At 59.5% G+C, this 19616-nt stretch carries 21 protein-coding genes; 20 read left to right on the plus strand and 1 reads right to left on the minus strand.

Annotated features, from left to right (window positions below; translation table 11 throughout):
- The first annotated feature begins 47 nt into the window (after window positions 1-47).
- Both RA20_RS04830 and RA20_RS04835 read left to right on the plus strand, forming a co-directional pair.
- Entirely contained in the window at window positions 48-1070 is a 1023-nt protein-coding gene (locus tag RA20_RS04830; RefSeq protein ID WP_342586145.1) for a pyridoxal phosphate-dependent aminotransferase, read from the plus strand.
- The gene (locus tag RA20_RS04835) at window positions 1067-1819 is read left to right on the plus strand and encodes a maleate cis-trans isomerase family protein (RefSeq protein WP_039125203.1); all 753 of its coding nucleotides are present in this window, start codon (window positions 1067-1069) and stop codon (window positions 1817-1819) included. Before RA20_RS04830 ends, RA20_RS04835 begins: the two co-directional genes overlap by 4 nt.
- Before the next feature lie 324 nt (window positions 1820-2143).
- Here the strand turns inward: RA20_RS04835 and RA20_RS04840 are convergent, their stop codons facing one another.
- Window positions 2144-2950, minus strand: a complete 807-nt coding sequence (locus RA20_RS04840; RefSeq protein WP_193748770.1) for a helix-turn-helix transcriptional regulator — start codon at window positions 2948-2950, stop codon at window positions 2144-2146.
- Window positions 2951-3421: 471 nt separating this feature from the next.
- On the opposite strand from RA20_RS04840, the gene RA20_RS04845 reads away from it, so the two are divergent.
- The 18 genes from RA20_RS04845 to RA20_RS04935 all read left to right on the plus strand — a co-directional run bounded on the left by RA20_RS04845 (window position 3422) and on the right by RA20_RS04935 (window position 19614).
- Window positions 3422-3787 (plus strand): hypothetical protein, encoded by a 366-nt coding sequence (locus RA20_RS04845; protein WP_052248833.1) that lies wholly within the window; start codon window positions 3422-3424, stop codon window positions 3785-3787.
- Window positions 3788-3845: 58 nt separating this feature from the next.
- Window positions 3846-4133 (plus strand): type IV conjugative transfer system protein TraL, encoded by a 288-nt coding sequence (traL, locus tag RA20_RS04850; RefSeq protein WP_039125204.1) that lies wholly within the window; start codon window positions 3846-3848, stop codon window positions 4131-4133.
- The gene (locus tag RA20_RS04855) at window positions 4133-4687 is read left to right on the plus strand and encodes a TraE/TraK family type IV conjugative transfer system protein (protein WP_052248834.1); all 555 of its coding nucleotides are present in this window, start codon (window positions 4133-4135) and stop codon (window positions 4685-4687) included. The genes traL and RA20_RS04855 overlap by 1 nt, the downstream gene beginning before the upstream one ends.
- Before the next feature lie 20 nt (window positions 4688-4707).
- Entirely contained in the window at window positions 4708-5409 is a 702-nt protein-coding gene (locus RA20_RS04860; protein WP_039125208.1) for a TraK domain-containing protein, read from the plus strand.
- Window positions 5409-6689, plus strand: coding sequence for a TraB/VirB10 family protein (locus tag RA20_RS04865; RefSeq protein ID WP_039125210.1), 1281 nt, complete (start codon window positions 5409-5411; stop codon window positions 6687-6689). The genes RA20_RS04860 and RA20_RS04865 overlap by 1 nt, the downstream gene beginning before the upstream one ends.
- Window positions 6686-7075 (plus strand): TraV family lipoprotein, encoded by a 390-nt coding sequence (locus RA20_RS04870; protein ID WP_039125212.1) that lies wholly within the window; start codon window positions 6686-6688, stop codon window positions 7073-7075. Before RA20_RS04865 ends, RA20_RS04870 begins: the two co-directional genes overlap by 4 nt.
- A 220-nt stretch (window positions 7076-7295) precedes the next feature.
- Entirely contained in the window at window positions 7296-9782 is a 2487-nt protein-coding gene (locus tag RA20_RS04880; protein ID WP_039125216.1) for a TraC family protein, read from the plus strand.
- A 41-nt stretch (window positions 9783-9823) separates the two neighbouring features.
- Window positions 9824-10141: a hypothetical protein gene (locus tag RA20_RS04885; protein ID WP_152618439.1), complete on the plus strand. Its 318-nt coding sequence runs from the start codon at window positions 9824-9826 to the stop codon at window positions 10139-10141.
- Window positions 10128-10640, plus strand: a complete 513-nt coding sequence (locus tag RA20_RS24545) for a S26 family signal peptidase (RefSeq protein WP_052248835.1) — start codon at window positions 10128-10130, stop codon at window positions 10638-10640. Before RA20_RS04885 ends, RA20_RS24545 begins: the two co-directional genes overlap by 14 nt.
- On the plus strand, window positions 10637-11284 hold the full coding sequence (gene traW, locus RA20_RS04895; protein WP_039125220.1) for a type-F conjugative transfer system protein TraW: 648 nt from the start codon (window positions 10637-10639) through the stop codon (window positions 11282-11284). Before RA20_RS24545 ends, traW begins: the two co-directional genes overlap by 4 nt.
- Window positions 11281-12270 (plus strand): conjugal transfer pilus assembly protein TraU, encoded by a 990-nt coding sequence (gene traU, locus RA20_RS04900; protein WP_052248836.1) that lies wholly within the window; start codon window positions 11281-11283, stop codon window positions 12268-12270. Before traW ends, traU begins: the two co-directional genes overlap by 4 nt.
- Window positions 12255-13025 (plus strand): type-F conjugative transfer system pilin assembly protein TrbC, encoded by a 771-nt coding sequence (trbC, locus tag RA20_RS04905; protein WP_052248837.1) that lies wholly within the window; start codon window positions 12255-12257, stop codon window positions 13023-13025. The genes traU and trbC overlap by 16 nt, the downstream gene beginning before the upstream one ends.
- On the plus strand, window positions 13015-14472 hold the full coding sequence (locus RA20_RS04910) for a hypothetical protein (RefSeq protein WP_039125222.1): 1458 nt from the start codon (window positions 13015-13017) through the stop codon (window positions 14470-14472). The genes trbC and RA20_RS04910 overlap by 11 nt, the downstream gene beginning before the upstream one ends.
- Window positions 14469-15770, plus strand: a complete 1302-nt coding sequence (gene traN / locus RA20_RS04915; RefSeq protein WP_039125224.1) for a conjugal transfer protein TraN — start codon at window positions 14469-14471, stop codon at window positions 15768-15770. The genes RA20_RS04910 and traN overlap by 4 nt, the downstream gene beginning before the upstream one ends.
- Window positions 15767-16165 carry a conjugal transfer protein TraF gene (traF, locus tag RA20_RS04920; RefSeq protein WP_039125226.1) on the plus strand — a complete coding sequence of 133 codons (399 nt, stop codon included), beginning with the start codon at window positions 15767-15769 and terminating at the stop codon, window positions 16163-16165. The genes traN and traF overlap by 4 nt, the downstream gene beginning before the upstream one ends.
- Window positions 16165-16989: a conjugal transfer protein TraF gene (locus RA20_RS04925; RefSeq protein ID WP_052248838.1), complete on the plus strand. Its 825-nt coding sequence runs from the start codon at window positions 16165-16167 to the stop codon at window positions 16987-16989. The genes traF and RA20_RS04925 overlap by 1 nt, the downstream gene beginning before the upstream one ends.
- A 13-nt stretch (window positions 16990-17002) precedes the next feature.
- On the plus strand, window positions 17003-18226 hold the full coding sequence (locus RA20_RS04930) for a DUF1173 family protein (RefSeq protein ID WP_052248839.1): 1224 nt from the start codon (window positions 17003-17005) through the stop codon (window positions 18224-18226).
- Entirely contained in the window at window positions 18223-19614 is a 1392-nt protein-coding gene (locus RA20_RS04935; protein WP_039125228.1) for a conjugal transfer protein TraH, read from the plus strand. The genes RA20_RS04930 and RA20_RS04935 overlap by 4 nt, the downstream gene beginning before the upstream one ends.
- The last annotated feature ends 2 nt before the right edge of the window (window positions 19615-19616 follow it).

Here is a 19616-nt window from a genome sequence, read left to right on the forward strand (position 1 = left end):
AAAGGACCCGCGGGGTTCCCCATGTTGCCGCCATGGCGCCTTAGGCGCTGGCGGATCTCGGCGGCGGGGGGGTCTTTCCCCCCGCCCAGAACGAAAGCGCTTTTGCCGCCAGCCCCGCCGCGATTGCGGCGGGCAAGGCGGTGCTGGAGCAGATGCCGCTCTATCCGGACCCGGAGTGGCCTGACTTGCGCGCGGCAGTGGCCGAGTTGCACGGCCTGGACCCGGCCAAGATCCTGTGCGGCGCAGGCTCGATGGAGCTGATCGGCTGCCTGATCCGCGCCTTTGCCGGCCCGGGCGACCGGGTGCTGGGGACTGATTACGGCTATGCCTTTGTCTCGTCCGCTTCGGCCCAGGTTCAGGCGGATTACGTGAAGGCGCGCGAGCGGGAGCTGACGGTATCTGTGGATGATATCCTCGCTGCCGTGACACCGGAGACTCGGATTGTCTTTGTCTGCAACCCGGGCAATCCCACCGGCACGCTGATCCCCAACGGTGAAGTCTTGCGGCTGCGCGAAGGCCTCTCGGCGGATGTGCTGCTGGTGGTCGACCAAGCTTATGCCGAGTTTGCCGATGCGGACAACGACCCCGCCGAAATCTTCGCATTGGTGGAGCGCGGCGACACCGTAGTGATGCGTACTTTGTCCAAGGCTTATGGGCTCGCGGGCGCGCGGGCCGGCTGGGGTTATTTCCCGCCGGAAATTGCGGGTGAAGTTCGCAAGCTACTGAACCCTAACAACATTTCTATCCCGTCGCAGGCCATGGCGGCAGCGGCGATGCGGGACCAAGCGCATATGCAGGATGTGGTCGCCAAGACCGCCGCCATCCGCGACGGCTTTGCCGAGGGTTGCCGCGCGCTGGGGCTTGAGGTGCCGCATAGCCATACCAACTTTGTGCTGATGCGCTTTGCCTCACCTGAACAGGCTCTGGCGGCAGATACTGCGCTGCGGGTGGACAAGCTGCTGATGCGCGGCATGGGCGGCTATGGCCTCAATGACTGCCTGCGCGCCACAATCTGCAGCCAGGAGATCATGGACCGGGCCCTGATGGTTCTGAAAGGAGTGCTCAAATGACCCCGGAATTCAGGCATGAGACCCGCACCCGCGCGAAGATCGGCGTACTGGTGCCGTTCACCAACACAAATCTGGAACCGGACATGATGCTGATGCGCTGTCCCGGTACCACGGTGCATTTCCAGCGCATGGGCGGCTATGACGTGGATGAGATCCCCGGCTCCGACCAGATGGCAGGGCTGGGGGCGTCCGATATTAGCCATGACCTCAGGATGATCTCAGGCGTGCGCCCGGACGTGGTGCTTTACGGCTGCACCTCGGCGACGCTGACCCACGGGCCGGGTTTTGACGCGGACCTGGCGGCGCAAATCAAGGAAGGCTCCGGCGCGGTATCCCTGACTGCCGCAGGCTCGCTGGTCACTGCTATCCAAGTCCTGGGCGCAGCCAAGGTTGGCTTCTCTTCTCCCTATCTCGGGGAGATCAACCAGCAGGCCATGGACTTTCTCGCGGTAAACGGCATCGAAACCGTCACATGCGCTGACATTGGCCGTGAGCTTGGCAACTACGGTCAGGGCGAACTCACTCCGGACGAGGTTTTTGACCTTGCCTGCCAGGCCGACCACGCGGAGGCCGAAGCCATTGTGCTCAGCTGCACCGACATGCGCTCGGTCGAGGCGGTGGAGCGGATTGAGGCGCATCTGGGCAAGCCGGTGGTCACTTCGAACCAGGCCATGATGTTCTGTCTGATGAAGGCCTTGAACTTGCCGCGCCATAAGGCTCTGCCAGGACGGCTGTTCGCCCGTCTTTAACCCCAGCCCGGCGCTGCAGCCGGTGCCAGGTTTGCTTCTTTCTGGTTTCAAACACCCCGGGGAGCGCGAGGGGCGGGCCCCTCGCTCCCTCCGCAACGGCGAACGATGCGGAATCAGCTGTCCATATTCTTTTCCGCAAAGGCCCGGGCAGCCTTCACGGCTTCCGGGTCGGGTTCCACGCCGGTAAACCCCAGAAGATAGCCCTCCAGCCGGGCGGTGCGGAGTTGTCTAGCAGCAGGGATGAACCCCTTCCTCGGCAAAAGTAGTGGCCCAGGTTTAGGGGGCAAAGACACTGCCATCTGCCACTCCTACGAAAACCAAAGCTCAAACTGCAATCAGTCCCCGGCTCGCGGCAATCGCCACAGCCTGAGTTGTGTTCGCAGCGGAGAGTTTGCTCCGCGCTGTTTCAATGTAAGTCCGCAGCGTGCTTTCTGAAATTCCCAGTCTAACTGCCGCTTCCGCCCGGCCGCATCCTTTGGCCAGCAACCCCAGAGCTTCTATCTCCCGCCTCCCGAGACGGGGTATGGCTTGGAGAACCAGGTCCGGCTGCAAATGCAAGACTCTTTCGTTGAAGGCATGCGCTGTCAGTATCAAATCCCTAGTCCGCTGTTTGATGAACTCATGCCAAGTTTCATCGCTGCAAGACTTGTTTACCGAGAGCACAGCAAACTGACCTTGAGGGCCGCGTAAGGGTATTGAATACCCCTGACCCCCAATTCCGTGCGCTTGCGCATCAGCTAAAAAATTCTGCACAGATTTATGGGACCAATCCAAACGTCTCCAGTCAATCGGGTGGAAACAATTACGGCAGCTTTGGAATACAGGATCCACGCTTATATAACCCTGCTCGAGGTAGCGTTGGATCCATTCTCCCGGGTAGGTACCCCAGCCGAACTGGTGCCCGGAACTGCAAATCCCCTGGTAGTTGGTATGGTCAGCATTAAAGTACTGGCTGACCAACGGTGTGATCTGATGGCGAAGCGCATCCAGCGAGGCGGTGGTTTCTATTTCATCCAGAAGTTCTGCTACTGAACCTGACATCCCGCGGGCGCTTCGGGCATCCTGTTCCACGTCCTGGGCTTTCTCGGACGCAATGTTCGGGCGGCTAGGGAACGGAATCAAGGATGACATGGCAGAAGTCCAAATATCTAAGAGCAAAGTGCCCTTAGGTAACTCACGTAAAGAGAGAAACATAGTTACTGATCCACCCTACACCGAAATAGCGAATGTTTGCAGTGCAAGTAATTGAAATTAATAAATTAGACAACTTTCATGCCATTTTGACTTAGGCCAAATTGGCAGGTTTCGCGAGTGTATCAAATTGCCTTATCAATAGAGTTCAGCAGCCATAACCTGCATAACATCACTCAGATTTTGCCCTTCTATGAACATTCAAACCTAAACTTTGGCGCACTCCCGACGCGTTTCGAAGGCTGAACACACACCCTGATGCCGCCACTTGCGTGGTACAACAGCACCCAGCCTCTCCAACTAGCGTCCACCACCCACCTTTCAAAAAACCGCTCCGCATAGAGCGGTAGCCCGCGGTTCTCGCTGCGGCGTGTCCCTCGTGCATCCACTAAAACCGAAAGGATTCTAAATATGCACACTTCGAAGAACCTGAAACTTGCAACCGTAGCTGCTGTGCTTGCAGCGATTGGAACCAGCGCGATGGCTGCCGGTTCAGACACTGGTGTTGAAGCAGGTTTCTATGCTGCTGGCCAGGATCTGCAAACCATCGTCGAAGGCGCCGGTGGCTACCTGATCATGATTATCTCGATCATCATCGGCGGCATCACCTTGGCGGTGACTGGCCGCTGGAACCAGGTTGCCATTGCCGTGGGCGTTGCGCTCTTCCTGGGTTACGGCCTGCAGACCGTGACTAGTCTCGGCGGTGTCACCGCGGACACCGGAATGCTGGATCTGCCGGCTGTCGAAGTTCCGGCCGCCGCGTCCATCGTTCAGTAATCCGGATTGGCTTCCCGTGCCTTCTCTGCGCGGGAAGCACCCTCTGGAAGGAAGTGTCATGAGCCACGTCGTCAAAGTGGAACAAAGGCTGCAAGATCCGCCTCAGTTCTTTATCGTGCCTGCTGATGAGGCCGTGGCGGGGCTGCTCCCTGTCGTCATGGGTCTGCTCGGGCGGCAACTGTTTGCAGGATTGGCCGCCGGGCTGTTGTGCTATTTCGTCTGGAAACATGTGAAGGGTGAGCGGGGTATCCAAGGGATCCTGGCACTTCTCTATTGGATCACTCCAAAGGAGATGACCATTTACCGTTCTTTTCCGGACAGCGCCGTTAGTTCCTGGAGGGCGTGATGAATTTCCAGAACATGAACAAAGCTCTGAGCCGGTCCCGGCGCGCCGTACTTACCCTTGGTGTCGTTTCCGCCGGTTTGGTTGCAGCCAACGTGATGCTATCAGCCAAGCTTTATTCGCAGTCCAATCAGGTTGTGCTTGTACCTACTACTGTCAGCGACGGGATGGTTGCGCGGGGCTCAGTGGATAGAGGCTACATCGAAGCCCTGGCGATGGATGCGGTCTATGCGATGTACAACAGTTCTCCCCGAACCACTGATTACGGCCGCAGTGTTCTGGAGCGTCTGAGCGGACCGGCTGAACGTGCTGGCATTCTCGAAACGTATGATGAGATTGCTACCGATATGCGGGAACGCAAAATCTCCACGACCTTCTATCCCCGGAAGATGGAGCACAACTTCGCCAATTATGAAGTGGTGATTGAGGGGGATCTCGCCACTGTCCTGGAAACCACCGTTATCACCCGCGAAAGCCGCCGGATTTTAGTCCGGTTCAAGCCGCAAGCCGGATCTGTCCGGCTGGCTGAAATCGGGAAACTCTCCGAAGAGGAGTGAAGCAAAACATGTTGAAGTCTATGAAACTGGCTGCGGTCTTCGCAGCCGGGCTGGCGGCGGCTTGCCCCGTTTATGCGGCAGATCAGCGGTTTACCGTCTCGGAGGATGGCCTTGTTCGCTTCAAGGCATCAGTCACCGGAATTACCCGCGTCAGCGTAGTGGGTGACCGGATCACGTCGATTGTCAACGACAATGAGGCGTCGGTTTACCAGGTCCGCAATGACGAAAAGACGGGGGATTTGTTCCTCAAATACGCAGGCCCGGACGGGATGCCGGAAAAGGAAGGCGGCTATCTGGTTACGGAAAAGGGCCTGACTGTCGCCTATGAAATCCTACCAATTAAAGCGAGCACGCAAACTGCGCTGATCACCGTCAGGAGCAAGAACCCTGAACCGGAGGCCGCTGCTGGCAGCGGCAGCTTTGCGGACACTTCTCTTGGCGGCGGCGACGGCCTTGCAAGTCAGCTGACAGCCGCGACCCGTGACACCATCAGATCGAAGATCCGCAGCCCTCACCCGGGCAGCGCTCGCCATGGTGCGCTGATTACCTCGCACCGCACCGGTGAGCTGGTTGGCGAGGTTCGTGTGGCGGCGGCTGGCAAATCGCCTCGGCAGGTTCGGGAACAGGAGTTTTACCGGGCTGGCGTGCTGTCGGTCTGGGTTCAGAAAAAGAGCCTTGCTGCCGGTGAACGGTCCTGGGTTGTTGTTGTGAGGTCGAAGTGATGGCGCAGAAAGACCGGAAGAAGAACCAGGTTATAGCGATTGCTGTAGTTGGCGGCGTTGTCGTGGCGGGATTTGTCGGGCTTGGGGCGCTGATGAATGGCGGGGCAGGGGGCGCGGGGCTGCCGAACCGCGCCAGCCGCACAGTGGACGAGACGATTATTTCGGATCGGACTGCTGCAGCCTCGCCGGAAATGTCCTGGATCACCTCCGGGCGGATTCAAATGGAGCGGCTGCAAAACGAGCTGGAGGAACAGCGCAAGCTGGTCGAACAGTCCCGCCGTGAGGCAGAGCAACGGGCAGAGGCAATCCGCCAGGAATATGATGAGCCTATCCTTCAGCTGATCGAGAAAATCTCGGAACTGGAAAATCAGCTGGCAGAAGCCAAAAGCAGCCCGGCTGCAAATGGCCCGGAGCAGACTTTCAACGCTGCGGCTCAATTGCCCGGCAAGGATTTTCTGACGCAGGGGCCTACGGAAATCGGGCCGGGGGATGATTTTATCGAGCGCCGGACACCTTCGCACACTGCAACGCGCCGACCGGGGCAAACTGCAGGTGACGGCGAAAATGCTGCGGCACGCAGCAACTTCGGGCAGAGTTTCACCCTCGCAACTATAGAGCAGCCGGAGACAGATGTACGCGAAATCCGCCGGTTGGGCAGTTATCTCCCGGCGGGCAGCTATGCTCCAGCGGTGGTGCTCTCTGGCGCTGATGCGGCGACGAATGTTTCCAACCGGGACAATCCGATCCCGGTTCTGTTCCGAATTACCGGCTCGGCGGTGACCGCGGCGCTTGGAAACAGCCAGCCTGCGCGAGTGAACCTGAAGGGCTGCACCGTGCAGGGGTCGGCCACCGGGGATTTGTCCTCTGAGCGAGTCAAGGTGCGTCTGATTTCCATGACTTGCGTTAACCGGCAAGGAGAAGTCCTGGAAACCAAGGTCGCGGGCTATATGGCGGGATCCGGCAAGGAAGGTGCGCGCGGACATGTTGTGAGCCGTGAAGGGGCCAACGTCCGGAATGCGGCCATCGCCGGCGCATTGGGCGGTCTGGGCAAAGGTCTGAGTGCCGGAGCGACTGCCTCTCTCAGCCAGGAAAACGCCTCTGTCAGCCAGCTCCTCCAGAGTGCAGGCGCAGGCACGCTGGCTGGCGGGGCGGAAGAAGCCGCCAGCACGCTGGCCGATTACTACATCAAACGGGCCGAACAATATCAGCCGGTGGTCTCGCTCTATGGCGGAACCAAGGTCGAGCTCGTGTTTCTCGAAGGGGTGGAGCTGGGCCAATGAAGAAAATCACAAGTCTTATGCTGATCGCGCTGGCCGCAGGCTGCGCAAATCCAAACACGGAAAAAGACTTTCTGTGTGAAGCGCAGCAAGGGTCTCCCTGTACCACCATCGGCGCTGTGGATGGCACTGGTGCGGCAGCGGTTACGTCAGTCCAGGAGCGTCCTGAAGATACTGCTGTGAAAAGCCTGGCACAGAACCCGCTGTTCTCCGGAAAGGGGTCTGTCACTGGCCTGCCGGACGGCGGTTTTCCCTATAACGCTGCAGCCTACCGTTCCCCGGAAGTCGTCGGAACGCTTTGGATTGCGCCGATCCTCGACGAGGGCGGGATCATGCATGAGGCACGCTTTGTGCATTTCGTGATCCAGGAAGGGCAGTGGCGCCAGTGATGAGCGGAACCAACGCACAAGAGCTGAGCGTCAAAGCGGCCCGCATGGCCACCATCAGGCAGGAGCGCCGCCAAGCCGGGTTTGTCGAAGTGACGGTGTGGCCCCCTGTGGAGAACGTTCGCAGCTTCCGCAACCTGGCTTGGAAAGCCGTTGAAGCCGTAACCCGGTCTTTCCCACGCAATACAGAAATAGGCAAGCAACGCCGTCAGAGAGGCAGGAAATGACATTCATTCGTGACATGATGGCCGGTTTGTTCGGGGATGTTCCATGGACCGATGATGAACCGGATCTGATGGAAGGCGATGTGCTCTCCGACATTCTGCCGTGGCGGGCTTATGACCCGGAACACAACCTCTACCACTTTGCCCACGGCAGCGGCTTTCTGATGGAAGTGGGGGCGTCGATCGGGCAGAACGAGCTGGCGGAAAACATCGGCGGCATCATTGCCTCCAATCTGCCATCCTCTGCCACTTTTCAGGTACTGAACTGGACTTCACCGGCGATTGAACCGGTTGCGGGGCGCTGGAAGTCAGCGCGCCTTGGCCGGTCGCCACTGATTGACGAAATGGTGCGCCAACGGGTGTCCCACCTGCAAGACATGCGGTTTGGCATTGAAGGGGACGGAGCGCGGGCCATTCCGTTCGACAGGCATACCTTTATCGCCGTCTGGCTGGAAGGGGATGACCTGGGCATTGAGGACGAAAAGCGTCTGAAGTCGATGCGGACTGCCCTCAAGAATGTGTTCAGCACCGCCAGCTGGTCGATGGATGTGGAGCCGCCGCGTTTCCTCGCGCTGCTGCGGGAACTGTTCCACGCAGCGCGGCCGGAAGGCAGCGGCGGGGACTGGGACGAGGAAGCCTACGACGACAATATGCCGCTCAATTACCAGCTGCCCGGCGCGTCTTTGCGTGTTGGCAGCCAGGCTCTGCAATTTTCCGGAACACCTGAGCTGGCGGCTACAGTCTCCTCGGTGAATGCTTATCCGCCGGAATGGGTCTTTGGCCTTGGTATGGCGCTCAACGGTGATCCGGCCCGGCTGATGGACCGCCCGCTTGGTCCGGTACTGACCTCCTTCACTTTGAAAGCCATTCCAGGGCAGAAAGCTGGCGCCTTCATCCTGAAAAAACGCGGTATGGCGGAACACGCGGCCAACAGCGCCTTTGGCAAGTTCATTCCGAACTTTGGAGAGAAGAAGGCGGAGCTGGACAACCTTGCCGCTGAAATCCAGGCCGGTGAGCGGCTGTTTGAAACGCTCTATACCATCGTGGCCTATGCCAAGGGCGGTGCAACAGAGGCGCAGATGGCGTCCGGTGAGGTGGAATCCATCTACCGGCGCCAGCGGATCAAACTCTCGAAGGATACCTACCTGCAGCTTCCGCTGTTCCTTGCCAGCCTGCCGTTTGGCTGTTCGGGAAAGATGATGACCGATTTCGGGCGCCAGATGCGTATGCGGTTTATGAAATCAGTCGCCGCAATGGCATTTCTGCCGGTGCATGGCGAGTGGATGGGCAATTCCCGCGGCTCCGGAATGCTGCTGGCAGGCCGCCAGGGACAGATTTTTCAGCTCGATAACTTCCGCTCCTCGGGGAACTACAACACCGCAGTGGTCGGCAAATCCGGCGCTGGCAAGTCGGTGTTCATGCGGGAAATGGCTGTTGGAATTTACACGTCAGGCGGCAACGTCCTGGTGATTGATGACGGCTATTCGTTCAAGACGACTGCTGAGATCCTGGGCGGCAAGCACATTGCATTTGATGGCCAGACCAAGAACCGCCTCAACCCCTTTTCCCTGCTTGATGCGGGTTCCATGGGACAGGACGAATACAAGACCGATGCCATCGAGCTGGTTACCCGTGTTGTCTCCTCAATGGCTGACCTTGGCGGCCATACCGGCGGGCGGGTCGAAGGGGTTGAAGAGGATTACATTCGCGCGGCGATTGCCAATGTCTGGGATGAAAAAGGCCGCGACGGAGAAATCACTGATGTGCGCGACCGGCTGAATGAAGCGGCTAAAAATGAGCCGCGGCTGCCTGATGTGGTGCGCAAACTCGACCGGTATTCCCGTGGCGGTGCCTACGGCCACTATTTCGAAGGCGAGGCCAATATAGCATTGGACGCCCCGTTTACGGTGGTGGAGCTGAGCGACATCAAAGGGCAGGCCGGTCTTGAGGCGACCATTCTGCAGATCGTCATGTTCCTTGGCACCGAACTGATGTTCAAAACCTCCCGTTCCACGCCAACGGCCATCGTGATTGATGAGGCTTGGGATCTGCTGAAGGGCGCCGGGACTGCCAAGTTCATCGAAGGTGTTGTGCGCCGGGCGCGGAAATACACCGGAGCGCTGATCACCGGCACGCAGTCGATGCAGGACTATAAGGCCAACCCGGCCGCCAGTGTTTGCCTGGAAAACTCCGACTACCGGATCTTCCTGGCTCAGAAGCCGGAGAGCATCGACGCGCTGGATAGCATTGATCCGCCGGTAAAAATGCTTCTGAAGTCGCTGACATCGGTTCCAGGGCGCTTTTCCGAACTCGCGATCCAGATGCCGGAGGGCTTTGCTTACGGGCGGCTGCTGCTCGATCCGTTCTCACTGGCGGTGTTCTCCTCCAAGGGCTCCACGGTCGAGCGGATGAACCAGTACAAGGCCCAGGGAATGAGCACGGTGGATGCCATCAAGACCCTTGTTGAACGGGGGGAAGTGGCATGAGCTGGCAAAAAAAGACTTTCATCGGGCTTGGGTGTGTTGCGATGGCGCAGGCCGCCGCCTTTGCTTTCTTGCTGCTGCCGGATGTGTTCCCTGATGCACCGCCCGCAGTGGCGATGTTCGACCCGGAAAAGAGTCTGACCATGTATGTGATCTGGTCAGACGGCAGAGTGCCGGATGAGAAATTCAGTAAAAGCCTGCCAGCATTTCAGGAGGCTGTGAAGCAGGAGATAGACCGGCTGTCAGTTCAGACGGGCCAGATTGTCATCCGCAAGAGTGCTGTTTTGTCAGCTGCAGGCCTTCAGGCAGCAGATGTCACTGAAAGCATCATGGAAAAAGTGCTGACCGATGCGGCGTTCTAAGCTGCTGCTGATCCTGCCGGCAATCGTTGTGGCCGCCGCCGGGTATTACACCCTAGCTTGCGGGCGGCTGGTTGTGAATGCGACCAGCAGCCTGAAAGGCAATGCTTATGCAATGGTGACCTGGCCGCTGATCCTGCGGCCGGGAGCGATTGTCGCGGTGGAAATGCCGGAGGTTCTGAAAGGGAAACTCAGCGGGCATGAGCTTTATCTGACCAAGCGGATAGCCGGTGTTGCCGGGGATCCGGTCCAACGGTTAGGAAACAGCATCTGCATCAATGACACCTGTGTTGAGGGTCAGCTGAAGGACGGCGCGCCGGTCGCACCTCTTTGGGACGGCGAAGTCGTGCCAGAGGGCACGATTGCCGTGTTTGGAGACAGCCCGGACAGCCTGGACAGCCGCTATGCGGTGATCGGCCCGCGGCCGGTGGCGGAGGTCGTCGCTGCAGGATTTGAGATTCCTTTTCCCCATTGGACTGAGATTGCGGAGCGCAGAAAATGACACATCACCGCCGCCATCTACTTGCTGCCGTTCTTGTGCTTGCTGCTTCAGGGCAGGGGGCGGCCAAGGATCTCGGCACCCACGGGCCGTTGTTCGAGGTAGCTGAACCTTCGCTTCTGGACACAATCAAAAACCGGCTCGCGGAAATGGAAGCCGCTGGCGAGCTGGATCAGATGCAGCAGGAAATGCAGGACACCACGCGCGCCTATGTGAACCGGCCGCGTCCGGTTCCTGGCATCGGCAAAGCAGAGGAATACGCAGTCTGGGAAGTCGATATGTCGATCACCCTGAAGGAAGATCTGGCAGACCATCAGGGCCGGATCTTTGCCCGCGCCGGCACGGTTGTGAACCCCTTGGCCTATTCCCGATTTGAAAAGCGCATCGTCCTGCTGGACGGCGACGATCCGGATCAGGTGGCCTTTGCGCTGGCGGATGGCGGTGAGCTGGACACGCTTCTGGTGCTGGTGAACGGCGATCCGCTGGGCCTGATGCGCGAGCACGGTCGGCGCTTCTACTTCGATCAGGATTCTGTGCTGGTGAAGCGTTTCGGCATCCGCAATGTGCCCGCCGTGGTGCAGCGCGCAGATCCCGTCATGCAGGTGGAAGAAATCGCGCTCGGAAAGGGCGGGGAGGTGCTGCAATGAACCTGCGCGCTCTGATCCTCGCCTTTGTCTTCGGTCTTGCCGCCACCCAGGCGGCTGCAATCTGCAACAAGCGGTTCCTGAACCCCATCACTGAGGTGTGCTGGGACTGCATCTTTCCTATTTCCATCGGCGGTTTGAGCCTGAGTTTCGGTGCCAGCCGCCCGGATACAAAAAACCAGACTTTCCCGCTCTGCGTCTGTCCTGGCGTTCCGCCCCGGCTTGGCCTGTCCATTGGCCTTTGGGAACCGGCGCGGCTGGTCGATGTGGCGAATGAGCCCGGCTGTTTCGTGAACATGGGCTTTGAAATGGATTTCGGGCTGCTGTCGCTCGGCAAGTCCTCGGCCACCCAGCAAAACGGCGGCAGCACCGGGTCGCGCTGGCAGGCACACTATTACTTCTACCCGCTGATTTCCTGGCTGGGTGTGATCGTTGACGGACTGTGCATGCAGAGTGCGCAGTTCGACGTCGCCTATATCTCGGAAATCGACCCTCTCTGGCAGGATGCGGAGCTGAACAACCTGATCAATCCGGAGGCAATCCTGTTTGCCAATCCGATTGCCCAGGCGGCTTGCGCTGCAGATTGCACAAAGGCCTCCACCGGCAACCTGCCTATGGATGCTCTGTTCTGGTGCACCGGCTGCGGCGGCTCGATCTATCCCATCCAGGGCGATGTAGCGGCGCACGTCGGCGGGGTGATGGCAAGTCAAGTGGTTGCAACCAAGATGGTGGCCCGGATGCACCGGCTGCTGATCGCGCGGAAAACCGCCTCTGAACGGCCTTTTTGCCAGACCCAATCGCAACCGGTGATCAAGAAAAGCCAGTACCGGATGCAGGTGACGCGCCCGCGCCCGAAAACCTCGGGCCGGTACGGCTGCGGCCCCATCGGCTTTTCATCTCAATACGTGGACCGGCTGAGAGAGTTCCCCTTTCAAGGGGAATCCTTCGGCTGGCTGTTCTGGAGGAAGAGAAATTGCTGCGCACTCTGACTTTTTCACTGGCGGCCGGAACCGCTTTGGCTGCCGCTCCGTTGCCCCTTGGCGCACAGGAGGCCGGGGAAGGCGTTACCGAATATGCACCGGGCAGCACCGGGCGGATTACCGCTCCGCTTGCGACCATTGTTGATAATGCCAAGCAGCAAGGCGAGGCGTTACGGCAGACCCTGCGCCCGCTCGATGCCACTGAAGGGGCCTTTTCCGATGTCGATTTTGACGGGCTGCGCACCCGCGCACTGTCGGATCCTCGCGTCCGCGCCTTGCTTGGTGCGGATGTCGCCGGAGGAACGGCCAGCGAGGCGGAAGAACAGCGCTATGACGGTGCAACCATTTTCCTGCTGGCGTCCTTTTCGATGCCCAAAGAGTCGCTGCAGCAAATGATGGCAGAGGCCCGGAAATACGGTCTGCCCATCGTGTTCCGCGGGTTTGTGAACAACTCGGTCTATGACACTCAGGCCGCCCTGGAAGAGACGTTCGGCTCTTTGGATGATGCCGTGGGCTTCTCCATCGACCCTACGGTGTTCACCCGTTTCCGTGTCACTTCGGTGCCGCAAGTCATCGCAATGAGCGAGGCGGTCGATGTCTGCGAAACCCCCGGCTGTGAAGCGGATCCGGTGCCGCTGCATGACCGGGTGGGCGGCAATGTTCCTGTAGAATTTGCCCTTCGCCTGATTGCGGAACAGGGGGAAGCCGGAGCTGTTGAGGCCCAGCGGCTGCTCGCACAGCAGGAGGCCGCGGATGCTGAGTAGATCGCTTTCCCTTGCTCTCCTGGCCACCCTGCTCGGCAGCGGCGCCTTTGCCCAATCCTTCATGGACCGTGCTGCGGCTGCAGCCGACGGAGCCGTGGACACTGGCAGTACGTTCCGGAATCAGACGATCAACGAGGTGGTGACGCCCTTTGAAACCTCGCGGCCGCCAGAGGCGGGCATGAGCCACACCACCTTTGAGGATCGTATTCTGGAAACCCGCGATGCGGACAACGACCAGGGGCGGGTTCTCCGGGCAACAGAAGACAGCGCGCTCATCCGCCCGGACATCGACATCGACGGACAGGGGGAACTGTTTGATGACGCCAATTGGGCGCATGAGAACGCGGAAGCCATTGCCGGGCAGTATTTCACCAGTGAAACCGGCAGCTGCACCACGCCGGAGCTGCCCGTCTCTGAAGTGCGGGACGAGTTCTGCGAAAGCCTGCCTGCGCGGGAAAACAAATCCTGCCGCCTGATCCGGAAAATCTGGGTGGACCGCACCGACACTTACCGCTGCGACAGGCGGGCCTCGAATTTCGTGCAGGTCTGCGAAAAGACCAATAGATACCAATGCAAAGTCAACTCGAACGCAGCTGCTTGCATCCGGAACAAAGTCCGGATCACCGGCGGTGATGTGACCTGGAGCGGAAAGACCGCGACCATCAGCTTTCCAGCTCCTTCAGCAACGCCGAACGACGGCAGCAGCCATCTGGTCAAGCATGAGTTTTCCATAGCAATATCCGACCGGTTTGCCCCGGATGAAGTTATTATGAACCGCGTGGAGGCCAATGGTGTTCTGCAGGTTTTGGCCGGGTCTACAGTGATCGGCACGTTCTCCCGCTCCCGCTCCGGAAACTTCCTGAATGGCGTTGGCAATGCGTGCCCGGCCAATGACACAGACGGTTTGCTCGTCCCCATGGTGAAAATGGGGCCACCCGCCAATAATCATCCTGACTATAGAAGATGTCAGTGGGGACCGCCCTGGGGCGGGACAGTCCAGCCCTTGGCAGCGCTCATCAAGACACCTCTGGCGGGCGGTCAAGCTCTGCAACCGCCGGCTACTGGCCCATCGGTACTCGAAAGCGGCTGGGATATGCCTGAGGGCCCGACCTATTGGCGGGCGAAAATCTACAGAAAAACCGAACATGGCAACGACAAGATCTTGCGTTGGTACATTTGCAATCCGATCCCGCATGATTTCTGCCACCAGATGCAGGTCCTTTCCCTGAACGAAACCATTTCGAAGAATGTGCTTCGGTTCTTCAGCCTGAACACCTATCCGAGGTCACGTCCTGACAGAGGCCAGCGGTTCCGCAAGACCGACTTCACCGCCCGCGTTGTCTACGCAGGCGGCACCTCCAACGGCGGCAGTGCCAAGATCCGTATCAAGTTCGATGGTTCCTGCTGTGACAGCTTTAGAAACGTCGGAGCGGAGGTTTGCGAATGAACCGTTTGATCCTTCTGCTGGGCGCTTTGTTGCTTTGGTCTGCTCCCGCTGCCGCCGAAGTCACTTGCGAGGAAGCCGAATACAGCTGTGTGGAAACAGACACTGCATCCACAGGCGGCATTCAGCTTACCAGCTATTGTTCCCGCGAGGCTGGCACGCGTTCCTGCCGTGACAGCGCTCCGCTTGATGAATGCGTTGCTCCCCGCGGAAGCACGATATGCGACAGAACCAACCGCCGCTGTGTAGACTACCGGAACGGTGAATGCCGTCAGTGGCGGCTCACCTATTCCTGTCTGAATGAAGACGACGACATGAGCCCTGCGCGGCTTGTGAAGACCGAGTTCGGACCTACGCAGGAGGAAATTATCAACCGCTGCGGGGCCTATGAAAACAACGATGAGTGCGAGCTGGTTGAAACCGTCACCGAGGAGGGGGCGGAGGTCCGCGACATCAACAGAAAGAACTTCTCCCGGAGCTGGTGGAAACGGAAACGCACCTACAGCTGCCTGTCTGTTGGAGAGGGCGAAACCACTTGCGGTGCGCTGGAAAGCGATCCGACCTGCATCCTGCAGAGCAACACCTGTATTGCCAGGCGTAACGGAGTTTGCACGAACCGGGAGTTTCACTACCGCTGCGGTGTCGACTCCGGGGAGCTGGAAACCAGCTGCGAGCCGATCAACGTCTGTGTCGGAGACAACTGCATCGGGGTCGAGCAGGAAACCTCTGATGACTTCGGCAGATCTGCTGCTTGGCTGAACGTTCTGGCTCAGATGCAGGAAGAATACCGGGAGCAGGCGGCCACAGATCCGAACGATGTGCGGTTCTTCCAAGGCACCAAGATGACGTGCAGCAAGGCGCCAGGCCGAAATTGCTGCGGAATCGGCGGTCTCTTCGGCGGCACCTGTCCGGAGTCTGCCGCGATCCTACGCGATAAGCGGGAAGCTGGCGCGACCCACTATGTCGGCGTCACTTGCCAGCAGAGGGTTTTGGGTGCCTGCGTCAAGAAACGCTACCACTACTGCACCTATAACTCAAAGTTCGGCCGCGTCTTCGTCGAGGAGTTCAAAAAGCAGGTTGGCGAGGAATGGGGCACAGCGGGCGCAGCAAACTGCGGCTATGTCACCATCGAAGATTTCGGAAACGTGGACATTGAAGCAATGGATCTGTCGCCTGTCTTTGGCGACATCATGAGCGATATCCAGGTTCCGGTTTCTGAAGACCTGCAGGATTTCTATGAAGACCGGTTCCCATCGGCAGACAGTCAGGCGCGGGACGCATTCGGGGAGCTGGGCCAATGAACCGGCGTTCCTTCCTTCTGTCCAGCCTCTGCGCAACCGGTGCACCGGCTTTGGCTGCCGCGCAGGAAACCCCCGGTGTTGGCGTGATCTTCATCGGTGCGTCCTGGTGTACCTTTTGCAAATCCGCGGCACCTGTGCTGGCCGCCATGACCCAGCCAGCCGGCATTCCTGTCCTGGTTGCATCGCATGATGCGCGGCCGATCCCGCCGTTTGCAGAGGTGACCGACGCCAGAACCCACCCGGTTGCCGCGCAGATCACCGAGTTCCCGACCACGCTGATTTATTCGCGCGCGGCGGGAAACATCACAGGCCAGATCACCGGTTTCCGCAATGCTCGCCACTACGCGCAATCGGTGCGGGCCGCTGTTCTTGCTGCAGCCAGGAGGACAGGCTGATGCTAAAAACATTGACCCTTGCCGCATTTCTTGTCTCTGCAGCGTATCCCGCCAGCGCCGGGCTGATCTGTAATGGTGAAGAGGTGGACGGCTGGCATTTCTATTGTGATCCGGAGCCCGAACCGGAACCGGCCAAGCCTGAGCCCGCACCGGAGCCGGAACAGGAAGCCAGGGAAGAACCACAGGAGTCGGAAGAACCGAAAGAGCTGACGGCCACCGAAGAGATCGAGGCGTTCCGGAAATACGCCGACGAGCTGAAGCACCGCGCTATTCTCGACCCAACGCCGGAAAATGTGCAGGCCTATATGGAGGTCAACAAACAGATGGCGCAACAGGCGGCGCGTTTCGCAGCCGTCTGGCAGCGTGTGCTGTTCGGCGCACCCCACCTCGATGCCAACACGCGCCGCCCGCTAACCCAGATGGGTACAAACATCTATCAGGACCAGCGCAATGCAGCGGAACAGGCAGCACTGCGCCGGGCGGCGCAAGAGGCCGGGCTGATCTTTGTCTATGACAATCCCGCTGACTGCCGTCTGTGCCTTGCGCAGGCGCAGATCCTCGACGGCATCCGCAACGCCTATGGCGTGGAAATTCTTGCTGTGTCCACAGATGGCAGCCCCATCGAATACTTCCCGAATGCGGTTCAGAACGCAGGCCAGCTTGAGGCCCTGCAGCTTGCTGACAAGCCGCGCCCCTTCATCGCCATTGTAGATGCGGCCAGCGGGGAGACCCAGCTGATCGGGGGAGGACTGCTGACTGAGGATCAGATCCTGGAGCGCGTTTACGTGGTCCGGGAAGTGCCTTTGGGCGAACGGTATGAGTGAAGGGAAAAGCAGAATGGCGTATTACATCGGCAATATTCCCGTGGATCCGGCGACAGAGGACGGCCAGAACCTTCTCGGCCGGGCGCACCAGGAACACAGCCGCATTACCTGCGGCTGCTGCAAACCGGCTCCGCAAATGTATGTGGCCTGCGTGAATGGCCGGTTCATTCTGAAGCGGATGCCGGGCACCGGTGCGGAACATGCACCGGGTTGCGAGTCTTTCCTGCCGCCGGAAGATCTCTCTGGCCTCGGCCAGGTGCAGGGCAGTGCAATCAAGGAGGACTTGGACAGCGGCACCACGACGCTGAAGGTCGATTTTTCTTTGACCATGGGCAGCAAGCGCCCGGCGCCGCCCGCACCCTCTGGGAAAAAACCGGCTGAGGCCAAGGCCAGCCCGCGCAAGCTCGGCTTGTCGAGCCTGCTGCAGTATCTGTGGCATGAGGCCGACCTGGTTAAATGGACCCCGGCGATGGAAGGCAAACGCTGGTGGGGACCGGTGCAGCGTGCGGTATTGAATGCGGCGGCCGGGAAATCCGCAAAATCCCGTGACCTGCGGGATATCCTCTATGTTCCCGAATACTGGAAGGCTGATCGGAAAGACGAAAATGCCGCGCGCCGGTCCCGGCTCCTGCGCGGCCTTCAGCCGCCCGCCCGCGGCACAGCTCCGCTTGGCCTGGTGGTGACGGAGTACAAAAGCCATGAGCCCACCCGTATGGGTGCGCGCTTCCTGTTCAAACACGCGCCGGACTGCGCCTTTTTTGCGGAAGAGGATTTGGTGCGGAAATTTGAAAAGGTGTTTGCCGATCAGCTGATGCTCGCGGATGCCCTGGGCGACGTGCATGTGATGGTGATCGCAACCTTCAGCGTCGCCAAGGCCGGATACCCGGTCCTGCGTGAAATCGGGATGATACTGGTCACTGCTGGCTGGATCCCGTTTGAAACCATTCGGGACTATCAGCTGATCAAGGCCCTGACGGAAAACAAACGGGCTTTCCTCAAGTCTCAGCGCTTCACCCTGGGCCATGAAATCCCAATCGCCTGCGCGGTGCTGACCGACCTGAACACCCCTGTGTCTCTGTTCGTGGCTGATCCCGCAGCGGACACCAATGCATTGGCGGCCCTGCGCGAAGTGGCTGCTGAAGGCACCTATCCCGCTTGGCTCTGGCTGGATGAAGACGGCCTTCCTGATCTCCCTGGACGCGATTTCCTTACTGCAGAAGAAAGGACCATGGCATGAAACGCTTTGCTCTTTCCGCCCTTTTCGCCGCCGCTGCGGTCATTTCACCTCAACCATTGCAGGCAGATGTGGGCGATGATCTGAAACAGTTCTGGGAGCGCACTGGCGGCGGTGTGAACGTCACCAAACCAACGGCATACAAGGGTCAGCAGGCGGGGTATGCCACATTGGGCTCTCTCTACCTGCGGACCCGTCCGCGCAACAGCCAGCTTGCTGCCATTCAGCTGCCCTCGGTGCGCGCTGGCTGCGGCGGCATCGACATCTTCGGCGGTGCTTTCTCCTTTATCTCAGAGGAAGAATTGATCGCATTGATGGAAGCCATCATGCAGAACGCTGCCGGGTTTGCATTCGAACTCGCTCTGGAAAGCCTGTCTCCTTCCGTGCAGGAAATCGTCGCCAAACTGCGGGATCTGATGCAGCAGGTGAACGCTGGCAACATCAACTCCTGCGAGGCCGGTCAGCTGCTCACCGCCTCTCTCTGGCCGAAAATGGATGGTGCATCCCAGCACGTCTGTCAGACGATTGGCGGATACACCGGCCGGTTTGCAGACCGTGTGGCCTCCCGCCACGGCTGCGGAACCGGCGGCCAGCATAGCTCGACCTTGGGACGGGCTAGCGGCGCGCTGGCTGAGCAAGTGCCAACCGACGTGAACTATGCTTGGCGGGCGGTGAAGAAAAACAATTTCCTGTCCTCTAACCCGCGCATCGCTGAATTCTTCATGACGCTGACCGGGACAATCATCACCGTGTCAGCGGAAAATGATGATGAAAGCCCGACCCACCGCACCATCCCGCCGCGTGCTCTGACGCCGGATGCCGCCATGGCGATGGTTGAAGGCGGCTCATACAAGAGCCTGCGCTGCGATGAGACCAATGACTGCCTGCGCCCGGTTCTCAGGGACCGGACCCTGACTCGATCTAAAGCGCTTTTTGCGGTCACGGCTGACGCGATCCAGGGGCTGTCGGACGCCATTACCAACGACACTGCGCCGCCCGATGAGGCCATTGCACTGATCAACCTGACCACCATTCCGGTCTACAAGCACCTGGTTACGGCCAAGAGCTACAAATACCAGTTTGTCCAGGATGACATCAACTCGATGGCGGAGCTGGTCGCCGTGGATCTGGCGATTGCTTACATCGATGAGGGCATGACCGAGATCCTGAACTCGGCCGCCAACGTCGATATTGCCGGTGACATCAACCGGGAATTTCAGGACACGGTGCGCGATTCCAAGGCCGTGCTGCAGGATCTGCGGGCCTCCGCACAGCGGAAATACGCTGAAGCTCTGCGCAATCTGGAGCGGTTGAGCCTCGCCCGCGGGGAATCGGCCGCGTCCTCCAACGCAGTGTTCGGCAACCTCATCAATCAGACCGGAGGGCAGTAACA

This window comes from Leisingera sp. ANG-Vp, assembly GCF_000813725.1.
Classification (GTDB): Bacteria; Pseudomonadota; Alphaproteobacteria; order Rhodobacterales; family Rhodobacteraceae; genus Leisingera.